16 protein-coding genes and 1 tRNA gene are annotated in these 14,707 nt (G+C 68.2%); 9 read left to right on the forward strand and 8 right to left on the reverse strand.

The genetic code is table 11. The annotated features are described in order from the left end of the window. Window positions 1–220: 220 nt before the first annotated feature. The gene (locus tag ISP14_RS03500) at window positions 221–1,819 is read left to right on the forward strand and encodes an MASE1 domain-containing protein (protein ID WP_404536300.1); all 1,599 of its coding nucleotides are present in this window, start codon (window positions 221–223) and stop codon (window positions 1,817–1,819) included. Window positions 1,820–1,839: 20 nt separating this feature from the next. Here the strand turns inward: ISP14_RS03500 and ISP14_RS03505 are convergent, their stop codons facing one another. The 6 genes from ISP14_RS03505 to ftsY form a co-directional block, all read right to left on the reverse strand. Continuing rightward, entirely contained in the window at window positions 1,840–2,307 is a 468-nt protein-coding gene (locus ISP14_RS03505) for a hypothetical protein (RefSeq protein WP_404536301.1), read from the reverse strand. Between the two features lie 215 nt (window positions 2,308–2,522). After that, a tRNA-Phe gene (locus tag ISP14_RS03510) sits at window positions 2,523–2,598 on the reverse strand. 82 nt (window positions 2,599–2,680) lie between these two features. Beyond that, window positions 2,681–2,959: an oxidative damage protection protein gene (locus ISP14_RS03515; RefSeq protein ID WP_404536302.1), complete on the reverse strand. Its 279-nt coding sequence runs from the start codon at window positions 2,957–2,959 to the stop codon at window positions 2,681–2,683. Next, a complete protein-coding gene (gene mutY / locus ISP14_RS03520) occupies window positions 2,956–4,002 on the reverse strand; it encodes an A/G-specific adenine glycosylase (protein ID WP_404536304.1) in 1,047 nt (348 codons plus the stop codon). Before mutY ends, ISP14_RS03515 begins: the two co-directional genes overlap by 4 nt. Beyond that, window positions 3,999–5,084 carry an AsmA family protein gene (locus ISP14_RS03525; protein WP_404536306.1) on the reverse strand — a complete coding sequence of 362 codons (1,086 nt, stop codon included), beginning with the start codon at window positions 5,082–5,084 and terminating at the stop codon, window positions 3,999–4,001. Before ISP14_RS03525 ends, mutY begins: the two co-directional genes overlap by 4 nt. Window positions 5,085–5,095: 11 nt before the next feature. Next, complete coding sequence (ftsY, locus tag ISP14_RS03530; protein ID WP_404536307.1) at window positions 5,096–6,211, reverse strand: signal recognition particle-docking protein FtsY; 1,116 nt, start codon at window positions 6,209–6,211, stop codon at window positions 5,096–5,098. A 77-nt stretch (window positions 6,212–6,288) separates the two neighbouring features. Here ftsY and rsmD point away from each other — a divergent pair, with 77 nt between their 5' ends. From rsmD to bla, 8 genes are all read left to right on the forward strand, one after another. After that, window positions 6,289–6,858: a 16S rRNA (guanine(966)-N(2))-methyltransferase RsmD gene (rsmD, locus tag ISP14_RS03535; protein WP_404536308.1), complete on the forward strand. Its 570-nt coding sequence runs from the start codon at window positions 6,289–6,291 to the stop codon at window positions 6,856–6,858. 27 nt (window positions 6,859–6,885) lie between these two features. Then, window positions 6,886–7,440, forward strand: a complete 555-nt coding sequence (gene coaD / locus ISP14_RS03540) for a pantetheine-phosphate adenylyltransferase (RefSeq protein ID WP_404536309.1) — start codon at window positions 6,886–6,888, stop codon at window positions 7,438–7,440. Next, the gene (locus ISP14_RS03545; protein WP_404536310.1) at window positions 7,433–7,936 is read left to right on the forward strand and encodes a hypothetical protein; all 504 of its coding nucleotides are present in this window, start codon (window positions 7,433–7,435) and stop codon (window positions 7,934–7,936) included. The genes coaD and ISP14_RS03545 overlap by 8 nt, the downstream gene beginning before the upstream one ends. Before the next feature lie 63 nt (window positions 7,937–7,999). Beyond that, window positions 8,000–8,260, forward strand: a complete 261-nt coding sequence (locus tag ISP14_RS03550) for a YfhL family 4Fe-4S dicluster ferredoxin (protein ID WP_404536311.1) — start codon at window positions 8,000–8,002, stop codon at window positions 8,258–8,260. Window positions 8,261–8,304: 44 nt separating this feature from the next. Next, window positions 8,305–10,032, forward strand: coding sequence for a gamma-glutamyltransferase (gene ggt, locus ISP14_RS03555; protein ID WP_404536312.1), 1,728 nt, complete (start codon window positions 8,305–8,307; stop codon window positions 10,030–10,032). Between the two features lie 132 nt (window positions 10,033–10,164). Next, complete coding sequence (locus ISP14_RS03560) at window positions 10,165–11,031, forward strand: MBL fold metallo-hydrolase (protein WP_404536314.1); 867 nt, start codon at window positions 10,165–10,167, stop codon at window positions 11,029–11,031. After that, window positions 11,031–12,083 (forward strand): TMEM43 family protein, encoded by a 1,053-nt coding sequence (locus ISP14_RS03565; RefSeq protein ID WP_404536315.1) that lies wholly within the window; start codon window positions 11,031–11,033, stop codon window positions 12,081–12,083. The genes ISP14_RS03560 and ISP14_RS03565 overlap by 1 nt, the downstream gene beginning before the upstream one ends. A gap of 94 nt (window positions 12,084–12,177) precedes the next feature. Beyond that, complete coding sequence (gene bla / locus ISP14_RS03570) at window positions 12,178–13,065, forward strand: subclass B3 metallo-beta-lactamase (RefSeq protein ID WP_404536317.1); 888 nt, start codon at window positions 12,178–12,180, stop codon at window positions 13,063–13,065. Window positions 13,066–13,102: 37 nt separating this feature from the next. Here the strand turns inward: bla and ISP14_RS03575 are convergent, their stop codons facing one another. After that, on the reverse strand, window positions 13,103–13,669 hold the full coding sequence (locus tag ISP14_RS03575) for an NUDIX hydrolase (RefSeq protein WP_404536319.1): 567 nt from the start codon (window positions 13,667–13,669) through the stop codon (window positions 13,103–13,105). Continuing rightward, window positions 13,669–14,670 (reverse strand): polyprenyl synthetase family protein, encoded by a 1,002-nt coding sequence (locus tag ISP14_RS03580; protein ID WP_404536320.1) that lies wholly within the window; start codon window positions 14,668–14,670, stop codon window positions 13,669–13,671. The genes ISP14_RS03575 and ISP14_RS03580 overlap by 1 nt, the downstream gene beginning before the upstream one ends. Window positions 14,671–14,707 lie beyond the last annotated feature (37 nt).

A 14,707-nucleotide genomic window follows, 5' to 3' on the forward strand; every position in this document is an offset into this window, starting at 1 on the left:
CAGTGGGCCCGCAGGGGTAGGCGACCGAATGGCACTGCTTTTGCTTAGCTTGTGTTGACGCTACTGACCCGGGTCCGTTCCGGGCTGGCATGACTCGCGATCCGGTTCTATGCTTTCCCGGCTAGCGCTACGAGGCGACGGCTCAGCGCAGAGACACGATGTAAAGGGTGCGATCTGGTCTTTCAGAGGTCAGGGTCAAGGATCGAGTCAGGGGAACGCAATGCGCGATGGTTCATGGGTGGGGACCCTGCGGCGGCAAGCCTTGGTAGGCGGTGTCTACCTGGCTGCGCTGTTGCTGTTCCGCGCGGTGTCCATCCAGCACTGGTTTCTCCTGACCGGTTTTCACCTCGTGGTGTTGATGCTGGTGCCGTACCGCTACTGGCTGGCGATCTTCATCGGCGATACGGTCTGGCTAGCTTATGTGAGCTACAGCTGCCTCGATCAGTACGGCCTGCTCTGGGCTGCGGTCAACACGATCCCCTCGCTCGCTTACGAGGCCCCCGTGGTGTGGTGGCTCCGCGAGCGTCTGCGGCTGTTCCCGAGCCGGGGGACGGTCAACATGCCGGTCTTCGTGCTGGGTGCGCTGGTCGTTGCCGTGATCGCGACGGCCGAGACCCTGGCGCAGCTGCAAATCACACCGCTACCGGCCGGCTACGTCATCCACTACGGCGCGGCGACGGCGCGCATGGTGCTGGGCAATTTCATGGGCGTGCTGACGGTGGCGCCGATCACGTTGGTGGCCTATCAGAGCTTCGTGGCGGCGGATCTTCGTTGGCGACGCTGGCTCCGTGTCTTGCCGGAAAGCCGTTTCCTGGCGGAGGGCGCGCTGGGGGTGCTTCCGCTTGTCGCCTTCCTGGTCTGGCTGGGTATGCACAATCCCGAGGCCCGCGTCGTGGCGCAGATGGCGATGTTCATGCCGGTCATCTTCATGGCCTTCCGCTACGGCTGGCAGGGGGCGGCGGTGGCCGGCACTCTGGCCAGCCTGGGCATCGTGACGCTGATGCCCGCCACCAATGATCCCGTCACCATGCAGGCCGAGACCCTGGTGGCCATGGCCATTTCGACCATGCTGCTGGTGGGTGCCCGCATGGCGGCGCTGACGGAGCGGGTGGAGCGGGAGCGTTTCGATTCGCGCATGGCCATGGCCTTGGCGCATCGCAACGTCGCCTTGGGGGAGGCCCAGCTGCGAGTCACCGCGCAAGCCCTGGACCAGTTGCGCAACCTGACCCAGGGCGCCTTCAAGCTGATGCTTCGCGAGGAACAGCACCAGCCGCAGCTGGCGACAAACGACACGGTTTACCGCCGGCGCGTCGAGAGCGCCCAAGAGCAGCTTTTCCTGCTGACCGACAGCCTGAATCCCTCCATGCTGCGTGAGAACGGCCTGCCCGGAGCGCTGGTCCATGGCTCACTGGCCCGGACCCTGCACGTGGCCGGCATCAAGTACTGGTGCGACCTGCGCGGGGCGGTCAGCGTGCTGCCGCCGAACATGAACCTGGCTGTCTACCGCGTGGTGTGCGAGGCCATCCTGGAGGCCTGCCTGACGCATGAGCCGTCGGATGTCCTGGTAAAGGTCCGCTGCGGAACCCGCGGCCGGACATGGGCGGTCGTGATGATCGATGTCCGCTGGAACACGGCGCAGCCATCGCACGTGGACTGGATGACCTTGCGGCAACGCCTGCGCATCAGTGCCACGGGGCTGGGGCGCAAGGCCATCGAAGATCGTGCGGCCACCTTCGATGGCCGAGTGCGCGAGCGCGCCATCGGCGATGGCAAGCGGTTGATCGTTTCGTTCCAGGAACCGAACCACCCCCACCTCTGACGCAGGGGTGGTTGCAGACATCACGGGCCGGTAATGCCCTTCATGTTGCAGTCGATCGGGTCCGTGCAAGGCTGCGCGGCGGCCATGGCGTTGAGGCGCACGGTGCCATCGTTCAGTGGTGTGGCCGTTACCGTCGTGGTGCCGTCGGCGTAGACCGTGGCGGGCGTCGCGGCCGCGGCGGCGGTCGTGGATGCGCTGGCCGGCTGGCTGGGCGTGACGACTTGCTGGGCGAAACGGCCGATCGGCAGTGTGATGAACTGGCCGCCTGCGGTGCCGACGCTGCCGAGCACGTTGCCATTCAGATCGTTGACCTGGATGTACTGGACGCCGCCCATGGCGAACACGTACACGTGGAAGTTCGGGTTGGTGCTGACGTCGCTGGCATTCGGCCATGACTGGCCAAGGCCGGTGGCAGGCGTGGCCGCCAGGGCGGTACCGGTGGCGACGGCGATCGATGCAGCGAAAATTGCACGAGTCAACAAGCGCATGATGTTCCCCTTGTGTGTGGTGTGGGCAATGCTTGCCCGGCCGAAAATCTAGCATCCGCGAAAATAGGCAACTGCAAAACGAAACAGGCAACCGTGCTTGCCGTCACGCTTCAGCGAAGATCGTTCGTTGTGGGCCTGTCGCGCGCGTTCCAGCCTGCGCACAGCAAAAAGGGCGGCGACCATGCGGGTCGCCACCCTTCGTGTCTTGTATTCGATGGTGGCCGGGGACGGAATCGAACCGCCGACACGGGGATTTTCAATCCCCTGCTCTACCAACTGAGCTACCCGGCCATGCGCCGCGCCAGCATGGTCGGGCGTGATGCCCGTTGGCGTGGCGTGGAGCCGTGCATTAGACCCAATGCACGGCTTGCCGTCAAGACTCCGGGGCGGGCGGGGTGAAGCCGGAGGCCTGGTCGACGTCGCCGCCGAACAGGAATTTCTCCATCTGCTCGGCGAGGTATTTGCGCGCCTTCGGGTCGAGCGGATTGAGCCGGTATTCGTTGATCAGCATGGTCTGGTGGGCCAGCCATTGCTGCCACGCGGGCTTGGAGATTTCGGCGTAGATGCGCTGGCCCAGCGGCCCGGGCCAGGGCGCGAAGTCGAGGCCCTCGGCATCGATATCGAGCTTGGCGCAGTGGATGGTGCGGCTCATGCGATGGATCCTTCGAGTTGCTGCAACAGCTTGCGCACCGGGGCGGGCAGGCCCAGTGCGGCCAGTTCGCCAGCGCCGCACCAGCGCAGGTCGGGATTATCGGCGATGCCGCGCGGCGCTGTCGCGCCGTCGAACAGCAGCGGCTCGATGCGCAGCTTGTAGTGGCTGAACACGTGGACGAACGACGCCAGCGATTGCGCGTCGTCGATGTGCGCGTGCTGGCGGGCGCGACGCCACGCGGCATCGTGGTCGCCGGCTTCGGGCAGGCTCCACAGGCCGGACCACACACCTTGCGGTCCGCGCCGCTCCAGCAGCACGCGGCCGCGCGCATCGCGCAGCACCAGCATCACCGTTTCGCGCACCGGTATGGTTTTCGCAGGCTTCGCGCCGGGTAGCGCAGCGGTGAGTCCGTCGCGCCGGGCGATGCAGCCCCCGCTCAGCGGGCAGTCCTCGCAGCGCGGCCGCGTGCGGGTGCACACGGTGGCGCCGAGATCCATGATCGCCTGGGTGTAGTCGGCCACGCGCGTGGCCGGCGTATGCGCGTCGGCGTGTTGCCACAACTGTTTTTCTACCGCGCTTTCGCCCGGGTAGCCGTGGATGCCGTGGTAGCGCGTCAGCACGCGCTTCACGTTGCCGTCGAGGATGGGAAAACGCAGGCCGTGCGCCTGGGCGAGGATCGCGCCGGCGGTGGAGCGGCCGATGCCGGGCAGCGCGGCGAGCGCATCGAAGTCGCGCGGCAGTTCGCCGCCGTGGCGCTCCACGCAGAGCTGGGCGGCGCGATGCAGAAAGCGTGCGCGGCGGTAGTAGCCCAGGCCCGACCACAGCGCGAGCACCTGATCCTCGGCAGCGGCGGCGAGTGCGCGCAGGCTGGGCAGGGCGGCGACGAAGCGCTCGAAGTAGCCGACCACGGTGGCGACCTGGGTCTGCTGCAGCATGATCTCCGACAGCCACACGCGGTAGGCGTCGCGCGGATGCTGCCAGGGCAGATCATGGCGGCCGTGGCGATCGAACCAGGCCAGCAAGGCAGCGGCGAACGGCTTCACTTCGACTTGCCGCTCGCGTTGGCGGGCATGGCGGGTTTCGCGGTCGTGGTGGACGGGGCCGGCGCGGCATCGCTGGTCCGCACGCTCAATCCTTCGACGCTGAGGCTGCCGACCTGCAGCTTAGCCATCTGCAGCGTGCCACTGCCGGGCGGCATGTCGGGTTGCGGCCCGGTCTGTTGCCCGGCCGGCGCGTCGAGCGTGCCCCACCAGTGCGCCAGCGCCAGCGGCGGCAGGTGCAGGTCGGCGTGGTTGTTCGGGCCGTCCAGCTTCAGGTGCAGCAGCAGCGGGTTGGTCTGGTCGGCGGGGGTAAGTGCCAGGGCGATGTCGTAGCTGCCGGCGTCGGCCTGGTCGAGCTTGCCGCCGAGCTGGGCGGCTGCATTTGCGGCGCCGTGCCAGCGCGCGCTGCCGCGCAAGGCGAGGGTAGTGCCGCCGCCTTGCGACAGGTGCAGCTGAATGTCGTTCAGTTGCAGCGTGTTGCCTTGCATGTGCGGGGTGGCGGTGAGCCGCAGCTGCAATGGTGCGCCGGCGGCCGTGGTGGCTGACATGCCGAGCGGAAATACCTGGTCGGGCGCGAGCGTGCCCGCCGTCAGTGTCACGTTGTTGAGCAGCAGCTGGTCGCCGCGCATCAGGCTGCCGTGCTCGATGCTGATGCCCGCATCGATGCGCGGGATGGCAGGGGGGCTGCCTTCCGGCTGCGGGGGCAGGGTGGTGAGCCAGTTCTGCAATGCATCCAGATCCACCCGCGGCGCATCGACTTCCATCTGCGAGATCGTGGTGTGGCCGCCGAGCAAGGTGCTCCAGGGCAGCACCAGCCTGCCGCGTGCGGCCAGCAGGATCGGGCTGTCCGCTCCTTCGGCGTTGAGCGTGATGCCGCGCAGGTCCAGCGCCGGGCGCGGAAACAAGGTGGGGCTGGCGGGGCTGGACAGGCTCAGCACCAGGCCGGCTCTCTGCGCCTGGTCCTGCAGCATCGCGGTGAAGCGATCCGGCTGCAGCAGCAGATAGACCACGATCACCACGGCGAGCAGCGCGGCGAGCGCCAACGCTCCTGCGGCCAGCAGCAGTCGTCGCAGTCCACGCGTCATGTCAGCCCTGCTCAGCCATGCCCGGCTGCAGGCAGCAGGCCGTCGACGAAGGCCGCGGCTTCGAACGTGCGCAGGTCGGTAGCGGTTTCGCCAAGGCCCACGAAACGGATCGGCAGACCGAACTCGCGCGCCAGCGCGAACACCACGCCGCCCTTGGCGGTGCCGTCGAGCTTGGTCACCACCAGGCCGGTGACGCCGACGATCTGGCGGAACTGGCGCACCTGGTTCACCGCGTTCTGGCCGGTGGTGCCGTCGATCACCATCAGCACCTCGTGCGGCGCCTCGGGGTCGAGCTTCTTCAGCACGCGGGCGATCTTGCCCAGTTCGTCCATCAGGCCGCCCTGGGTGTGCAGGCGGCCGGCGGTGTCGGCGATCAGCACATCGGCGCCGCGCGAGCGCGCGGCCTGCAGTGCGTCGAAGATCACGCTGGCGGCGTCGGCGTCCTGGCCCTGCGAGATCACCGGCACGGCATTGCGCTCGCCCCAGGTCTTGAGCTGTTCGACGGCAGCGGCGCGGAAGGTGTCGCCGGCGGCCAGCAGCACGCTGTGGCCTTCGTCGCGCCACCGGCGCGCGAGCTTGCCGATGGTGGTGGTCTTGCCCACGCCGTTGATGCCCACGGTGAGCACCACGAAGGGCTTGCGGCCGGCGACGCCCAGCGGCTGCTCCACCGGCTTCAACAGCGCCACCAGCGCCGTGCGCAGCGCATTGCGCAGCGCCGCGGCATCGGCGAACTCGCGCTTGTGCATGCGCGTGCGCAGGTCTTCCACCAGCGCGGTGCTGGCTTCCACGCCGACGTCGGCGGTGATCAAGGTGGTTTCCAGCTCGTCGAGCAGGTCGTCGTCGAGCTTGGGATTGCGCTGGAACAGTGCCCCCAGGCCGCGGCCCAGTGCACTGCCGGCGAGGCGGTCGCGCCAACCGCGCCTGGCGGGTGCTGCCTCGACTGCCTCGGTGGCGACGGGCGCTTCCGCCCCGCCGTCGCGAGGCGTTTCGATGGTCAGCACGGGTATGGGTGCCTCCACCGCCATCGGCGCAGGTGCGGCCGCCTCACGCGACGTATCCGCCAGCGGCGCCTCGGCGGGGGCTGCGGGCGGGGTCCCGACGGGTTTCTTCTTCCAGAAATTGAGCATTGCGGGGGCGATTCAAAGACAATGGGCGGCATGCTAACACCCTCACCCGTACCGGCCGCTGAGCCGCGCCAGGCCACGTGAACGGCCGCCCCGGACGCATCCGCATCATTGGCGGCAGCCTGCGCAACTCGCGGCTGGAGGTGCCCGAACTGCCCGGCCTGCGGCCCACCCCGGAGCGGGTGCGCGAGACCTTGTTCAACTGGCTGGCGCCGATGCTCGCGGGGGCGCGCGTGCTGGACCTGTGCGCAGGCACCGGCGCGCTAGGCATCGAGGCTTTGTCGCGCGGCGCGGCCGGCGCGTGTTTCGTCGAGCCCGAGGCGCGCGCGGCGCGGGCCCTGCGCGACAACCTGGCCAGGCTCAAGGTCACGGCCGGCGAGGTCGCGGCCATCGATGCGCAGGGGTTCCTGAGCGGCACCCCGCGGCCGTTCGACCTGGTGTTCCTCGATCCGCCATTCGCGCTGGACCTGTGGGGCACGCTGGCTGCACGGCTGGAGCAGGGCGGCTGGCTGGCCGGACAGGCATGGATCTATGTGGAATCGCCTCGCGGGCAGCTGCCCGCCGTGCCGGCCGACTGGTCGCCGCATCGGGAAGGACAGGCCGGCGAGGTGCGTTTTGCGCTCTACCGGCGCGCGCTTCCGTTAAGCTAGGCCCGTTTCCGCTGCCTCCCGTATGTCGTGACCAAACCCTTCGGCAATCCCCGCCTGGCCGTGTACCCGGGCACGTTCGATCCGATCACCAACGGCCATGCCGATCTGGTGGCGCGTGCCGCGCCGCTGTTCGATCGGGTGGTGGTGGCGGTGGCCGATAGCTCCAGCAAGGGGCCGGGCTTCAGCCTCAACGAGCGCATCGCGCTGGCGCGCCTCGCGTTGGCCGACCTGCGCAACGTGGAGGTGCGCGGCTTCGACAGCCTGCTGGCCGATTTCGTGGTCGAGATCGGCGCGGGCGTGATCATCCGCGGCCTGCGCGCGGTGTCGGATTTCGAATACGAATTCCAGCTGGCCAGCATGAACCGGCATCTGATCCCGCAGGCGGAGACGCTGTTTCTCACGCCGGCGGAACAATACAGCTTCATTTCCTCGTCGCTGGTGCGCGAGATCGGCCGCCTGGGCGGCGATATCTCCGGTTTCGTGCATCCGGCGGTGCAACAGGCCATGCGTCAGCGCTGGCACAAGGGCCGCAGCAGCGGCCTCCCCAAGCAACCCGAAAAAGAAGGTGACCATCATGCGTAAGTTCGTTCTCATCGCCGCCATCGCGCTGACCGCCGGCCTCGCCTTGGGCGGCTGCTCGAAGGGCCAGGATCAGGACCAGCAGGCCGCGCAGCAGGCCCAGGCGGTCGCCAAGCCCACCAGCATCGCCGACGCCAAGGGCTGGAACGCCTACCTCGGCCAGCTGGTGCAGAAGAACCTGCAGGGCATGGCTGCGCAGGCGCCCTATCCCTACCTGGTGACCCCGGGCCAGACCGCCGACGACAAGGCGCAGAACGACCGCCAGCTGCAGAATGTGCAGGACGCGGTGGCCCGCGGCGTGCTGCCGGGCAACCTGATGGCCTTCGCCGGTCCGGTCTCGGCGACCACCGCCGACCTGGTCGTGGCCGCGTTCAAGGATGCCAAGCCGGGCACGTTCAAGGACGTGATCGTGGTGTTCATCGGCGACAAGGCCGACGAGCAGCGCGTCGCCGGCGTGGTCAACCCCACTGGCGCCACGTTCCGCTTCGTGCAGATGTAATTGAAGAGCGCAGCGGGCGACGGGGGTGCAATGCCCCCGTTTCCCGCCGTGCCGTGTGAACCGATGTCCCTGAAGATCCTCGATACCTGCGTCAACTGCGACGTCTGCGAACCGGTCTGCCCGAACAAGGCGATCTCGCTGGGCGAGGAGTACTACGTGATCGACCCGGCGCTGTGTACCGAATGCGTGGGCCACCACGACGAGCCGCAGTGCGTGGAGGTGTGCCCGGTCGAATGCATCATCGTCGACCCCGGACACACCGAGTCGCGCGAAGCGCTCGAACTCAAGTACCGCCACTTGATGAGCTCAAGCGATGCCGCTTGATGGGCTCAAGCCTTGCCGCTTGATTTAGCAAAGGAGTTCGCCGCATGAAATTCCAGATGCACGGTCGCGTGCTGTTGCTGAGCCTGCTGCTGACCGGCAGTGCGGCCTACGCCGCCGATGGCACGCCGAAGGCCGCGCGGGCCACCGCCACGACGGCGCCGGCTGCGCAGCGCCCCGGCCATGCCGGCATCGCCAGCGCGAACTTCATCGCCACCAACGCCGGTTTCGAGGTGTTGGCCAAGGGCGGCAACGCGTTCGATGCGGCGGTGGCGGTGGCCTCCACGCTGTCGGTGGTGGAGCCGGAGAGCTCGGGCATCGGCGGCGGCTTCATGGCCACGCTGCATATCGCGAAAGACAACCGCAACGTGTTCATCGATGCGCGCGAAATGGCGCCGATGGCGGTGAACCCGAAGGACTACCTCAACCCCGACGGCACGCCGAACCGCGATGCCGCACTGAAAGGCCCGCTCTCCGCCGGCATCCCGGGCGAGCCGGCCGGCCTGGCGCTGCTGGCCAAGCGCTACGGCAAGCTGCCGCTCAGCGTGTCGCTGCAGCCCGCGATCCGCACTGCCCGCGACGGCTTCAAGCCCGATCCGCGCCTGCTGGGGGCGATCAAGGAAGAGCAGAAGAACATCGAACGCTGGCCTGCCTCCGTGGCCAAGTTCCTGCCCGGCGGCAAGCCGCCGGCCGACGGCGAGGTCTGGCGCGATCCGGACCAGGCGCACACCTGGGAGCTGATTGCCGAGAAGGGCGATGCCGGCTTCTATCGCGGCGAAGTGGCGCAGAAGCTGGTGGACGCAGTGCATGCGGCCGGCGGCAACTGGACGCTGCAAGACCTGGCGAACTACCGCGCCAAGGAACGCACGCCCATCGTCGTCGACTACCAGGGCTACCAGATCGTCACCGCGCCGCCGCCGTCTTCGGGCGGTGTGGCGATCGCCGAGATCCTCAACATCCTGCGTGGCTACGACCTCGCGAAGATGGACCAGGCGCATCGCGTGCACTACACCCTTGAGGCGATGCGTCGTGCGTTCCGCGACCACAACGACTACCTCGGCGATCCCGACTTCGTGAAGATGCCGCTGGACATGCTGCTGTCGCCGTACTACGCCGACGGCCTGCGCCAGAGCATCCTGCCCGACCAGGCGACGCCCTCGTCCATGCTGCCGCACGAGTCGGTACGCGACCCGGGCATGCACACCACGCATTTCTCGATCATCGACAAGGACGGCAACATGGTGGGGATCACCTCCACCGTGAACTACGTCCTCGGTTCCACTTTCGTCGCCAAGGGCACCGGCGTGCTGCTCAACGACGAGATGGACGACTTCGCGCTGGTGCCGGACAAGCCCAACGTCTACGGTCTAATCGGCAACAAGGCGAATGCGCCGGAGGGCGGCAAGCGCATGTTGTCCTCGATGTCGCCGAGCCTCGTGGTCGGCAAGGACCGCAGCGCGGTGATCGGTTCGCCCGGCGGCTCCACCATCATCACCCAGGTGCTGGAAGGCATCCTGCACTTCGTCGATGGCGAAAGCGCGCGGCAGGTCGCTGCCGCCAAGCGTTACCACCACCAGTTCCTGCCGGACGTGGTCTACGTGGAAGACGGCGTGTTCGATGCCGCCACCAGCGACACGCTCAAGAAGATGGGCTATGCGCTCAAGCCGCGCGAAGCCTGGGGCTACATGAACGTGGTCACCTGGGACCATCGCGACAACAAGCTCGACGCCGCCAGCGATCCGCGCCGGCCGTCGGGATTGGGCAAGGTGGAGTAACGCGGCACCGTTCGCCCTGAGTGTGGGCGCGTAGCGCTGCAGTCGAAGGGTGCTTCGACTGCGCCCGCGTTCGCAGGCTACGCCCGGCACGAACGGTCGAGGTGGTTCGGTATATCGAGACAGGCAGGTTTCGTGGAATTCTTCTCGCTTCTCGGCAACTCACAGAAACTCGATGGCGGCGCGATGTTCGGCAACGCGCCCAAAGCGATGTGGTCGCGCTGGATCGCGCCGGACGAGCAGAACCGCATTCCGCTGGCCTGCCGCTGCCTGCTGGTGAAGGGGCTTGCGGTGAACGGCGTGCCGGGTTGCAACGTGCTGTTCGAAACCGGGATCGGCGCCTTTTTCGAGCCCGCGCTGCGCGAGCGCTACGGCGTGGTGGAGGATCGCCATGTGTTGCTGGATTCGCTGGCCGGAGCCGGGCTGACGCACGAAGACATCCACGCCGTGGTGCTGTCGCACCTGCATTTCGACCACGCCGGCGGCCTGCTGGCAGCGTGGCAGGAAGGCCAGTCGCCGCGGCTGCTGTTTCCGAACGCCACTTATGTGGTCGGCGCCGCGCACTGGCAGCGTGCGGCGAAGCCGCACCCGCGCGACCGCGCCTCGTTCATCCCCGAGCTGCAGCAGCTGCTGCAGGACAGCGGCCGGCTGGAGCTGGTCGAGGGCGAGCATTCGAAGGCACTGGGCGAGGCGGTGCGCTTCAGTTATTCGGACGGCCACACGCCGGGCCTGATGCTGGCCGAGGTGGGCGGCGTGGTGTTCTGCGCCGACCTGATCCCCGGCCGCGCCTGGGTGCACCTGCCGATCACCATGGGCTACGACCGTTACCCCGAGAAGCTGATCGACGAGAAGCGGGTCTTCCTTGACGACAAGCTGACACGTGGCGTGCGACTGTTCTTCACCCACGACCACGCCTGCGCCGCGGCGCGTGTGCAGCGCGATGAGCGTGGCCGCTACGGCTGCGCGGATGAGCTGCCTGAACTGCACGGGAGCCTGGACTGATGTCCATCGGCCGCCTCACCGTCCTGCACGGCCCGCCGGCTATCGTGGCCGGCGTGGCGTTGCTGGTGCTGGGCATCGTGCTGGCGGCGCTGACCGAGCACAGCGTGTGGAATTACCGGCTTGCGCTGCAACTGCATGGTGGCGGGGTGATCGACCTCGGCCACAGCTTGGAGCCGCAGGATGGCCTGCAGGGCCATATGGTGCGCATCAGCGGCACGCCGCGGGTGGTTGAGGCGCCCTACGATACCGATTTCAACCAGCAGGCGGCCACGCCAGTGCTGGAACGCCACGTGCGGATGTTCCAGTGGCGAGAACTGCGCATCGGCGGTACCACGACCTACGAACTGGATTGGGCGGATACGCCGCAGGACTCCAGCCGTTTCGCGCAGCCGCAGGGCCATGCCAATCCGGGATCGTTTCCGATCGCCGGCAAGCGCTTCGATGCCGGCAGCGTGGAACTGGGCGGCTACAAGCTGGATGCCGCACTGGTACATGCCTTGCCGGACAGCGAGCCGGTCGCGCCGGTCGCGAAGGCGTTGCCGGCGAACCTCGCGGCGAGTTTTTCCCTGCAGGACGGTGCGCTGGTGACCAGCGCCAACCCCGGCAATCCGCGCCTCGGCGACCTGCAGGTGAGCTGGAGCGCAGTACCGCTGCAGGAGGTGACGGTGATCGCGCGTGTCGACGGCGACCGTCTCGTGGCGGTGCCGAACGCGGTCGACGGCGACGGTTACGAAGTGAACGTGGGCGATAGCACGCTGCTGGACATGCGCCCCGACATGGCCGCGGAGCCGGCGCTGATCTGGCCGCGGCGCATCCTCGCCGTGCTGCTGGCGACGCTGGGCATGGGCTTGTTGTTGCGGCAAAAGGATGCGACGCGCATCGACCCGCGGGTGGCACTGGGCGGCGGCCTGCTCGTGGTGGGGGTGTTCGCCGCCATGCCGTGGCTGGGCAGCAGTACGGCGGATGCCACTGCCTGGGCGGTCGTGGCGCTGGCCGGTCTGGCGTTGCTGGTGTGGCACCGTCGCGCGTCGCGCCCACGCTCGCGCCACTGAGTCGCTGATCGCCATCGGCAAAATGTCAGGATCGCGCCCGCGGCGAGCCCGTGGCAACGGCGATCCTGCGCGTCCGCTTCCACGGAGACACTCCATGTCCTTGCGTTTGCTGATCGGCGCTGCCCTGGCGCTGGGTCTGGTCCTGCCGGTGGCTCGTGCGGCGCAAGCCCCGCACGCTATCGAGCACAGCCAGTGGAACGCGCCGCAAAAGCCGTTCCGCATCTACGGCAACGCCTGGTACGTCGGACCGTATGGCCTGTCCTCGATCCTGCTGGATACCGGGCAAGGCCTGGCGCTGTTCGACGGCGACCTGCCCGAGTCCGCGACGCAGATCGAGGCGCACATCCGCGAGCTCGGTTTCCGGGTGCGCGACGTGAAGTGGATCCTCAACTCGCACGCCCACAGCGACCACGCCGGCGGCATCGTCGCGCTGCAGGCCGCCAGCGGCGCACAGGTGCTGGCGAGCGCCGCTGGCAAGCGCGAACTGGAACTGGGTGGCGCCGACCCCGGCGATCCGCAATACGGCTCGGCGCCGCAGTACACGCCCTTGAAGAACGTGCATGTGGTGCGCGACGGCGAAATCCTGCAGCTCGGCCATGTGGCCGTCACTGCGCATTACACGCCCGGCCATACGCCAGGCAGCACTTCCTGGACCTGGGAATCCTGCGCAGGCCGACGCTGCCTGCACATAGCCTACGTCGACAGCCTCAGCGCGATCAGCGCAGACAGCTATCGCTTCACCGATCATCCCGCCTACGTGGGCAGTTTCCGCAAAACCTTCGCCACTGTGGCGGCCTTGCCCTGCGACATCCTGCTGACCCCGCACCCCGATGCCAGCGGCTTCTGGGAAAAAGTGGCGCAGCGCAAATCGTCGACCGACGTGACGCCGCTGGTCGATCCCAAGGCCTGTCGCGATTACGCCGCCGACGCGGCGAAGAGCCTGGATGCGCGCCTGGCGGAAGAGCAGGCCACGAAGCGGTGATTCCAGCAGGGAGAGCCGGCGGACTTCTGCCGCCCGCTCAACGCGCGGATGCGTGTTCCAGCAACCACAGGCCAGCGAACAATTTGGGATCGATGGAATAGCCCTCGGCGGCGCGTGCGAACAGCCAGTCGCCTGCTTCGCCGCGTGGCACTTCGTGCACCACGATGTTCTCGCTGGCGTCGCCGCCGCCCGCACCCACCTTCACCAGGTCGAACGCGCGCACGTAGGCGATCATCTCGGTGCTCATGCCCGCCGAGGACGGACCCTGGTGCAGGAAGGCCACGCGCCCGCAGCGCCAGCCAGTTTCCTCTTCCAGTTCGCGTCGCGCGGCCAGCAGCATGCCCTCGTCTTCCTGCCCGGTGAGATCGCCGATCAAGCCGGCCGGCATCTCGATGGTGCGGGCCTGGATCGCCACGCGGTACTGCTCCACGAACAGCACGCGGTCGTCCGGCGTCACCGCGATCACGATAGCGGCGCCGCCCGGGTTGTTGCGTTCGGCGTATTCCCAGCGGCCGCGCTTGCGCAGGCTCAGCCAGCGGCCCTGGTACAGGGTTTCCTCCGGCGCGCCGGCATCGGTGGGCGCGAGGTGGTCGCGCGGGTCCATCAGAACGTGCGCTGCACCGAGTAGTCCGCCAGCGTAGCCAGCGCATCGCGGTAGGGCGAGGCGGGCAGGGTGGCGAGCGCCTCGTGTGCGGCGGTGGCGTGGGCCACGGCGCGCTCGCGGGTGCGCTCCAGTGCACCCGAGTCGCGGATCGCGGCGATGATGCGGTCCAGCGAATCCAGCCCGCCATGTTCGATGGCGTGGCGCAGCGAGGCGGCCTGTTCCGGCGTGGCCCTCTGCAGCGCGTAGATCAGCGGCAGGGTGGGTTTGCCCTCGGCGAGGTCGTCGCCGATGTTCTTGCCCAAGGTGTCGGCGTCGCTGGTGTAGTCCAGCAAGTCGTCGGCGATCTGGAAGGCGTAGCCCAGCTCCATGCCGTAGCGGCGCAGCGCGGCCACCTGGGCCGCCGGCAGCCCGCCGAGCAGGCCGCCGAGCTCGGTGGCGGCGGCGAACAGCACGGCGGTCTTGCGCTCGATCACCGCGAGGTAGGCGGCCTCGTTCACGTCGGCGTTGCCGATGTTGAGTAGCTGCAGCACCTCGCCCTCGGCGATGGTGTTGGTGGTGTCGGCGAGGATGCGCATCACGCGCATGTCGTCCAGTTCTACCATCAGCTGGAACGAGCGCGAGTAGAGGAAGTCGCCCACCAGCACGCTGGCGGCGTTGCCCCACAGCGCATTGGCGGTCTGGCGGCCGCGGCGCAAGCCGGATTCGTCCACCACGTCGTCGTGCAGCAAGGTGGAGGTGTGGATGAATTCGATCACCGCGGCCAGCTTGACGTGCTGCTCGCCCCGGTAGCCTGCCGCACGCGCGGCCAGCGCATGCAGCATCGGGCGCAGCCGCTTGCCGCCGCCGGCGATGATGTGGTCGGCGATCTGGTTGATCAGCACCACGTCGGAGGCCAGCCGCGTGCGGATCAACTGGTCGATGCGCCGCATGTCGGCGTCGGCGAGCGCACGCACAGCGGCGAAGTCGGCGGGGCGGTTGGCGTCGGCTGGGATCGAGTTCATGGGCAGGCTGTCGGCAGGTCCGCCGATTATAGAGGCA

This window comes from Dyella agri (genome assembly GCF_044904705.1).
In the GTDB taxonomy this organism is placed as follows: domain Bacteria; phylum Pseudomonadota; class Gammaproteobacteria; order Xanthomonadales; family Rhodanobacteraceae; genus Rhodanobacter_A; species Rhodanobacter_A agri.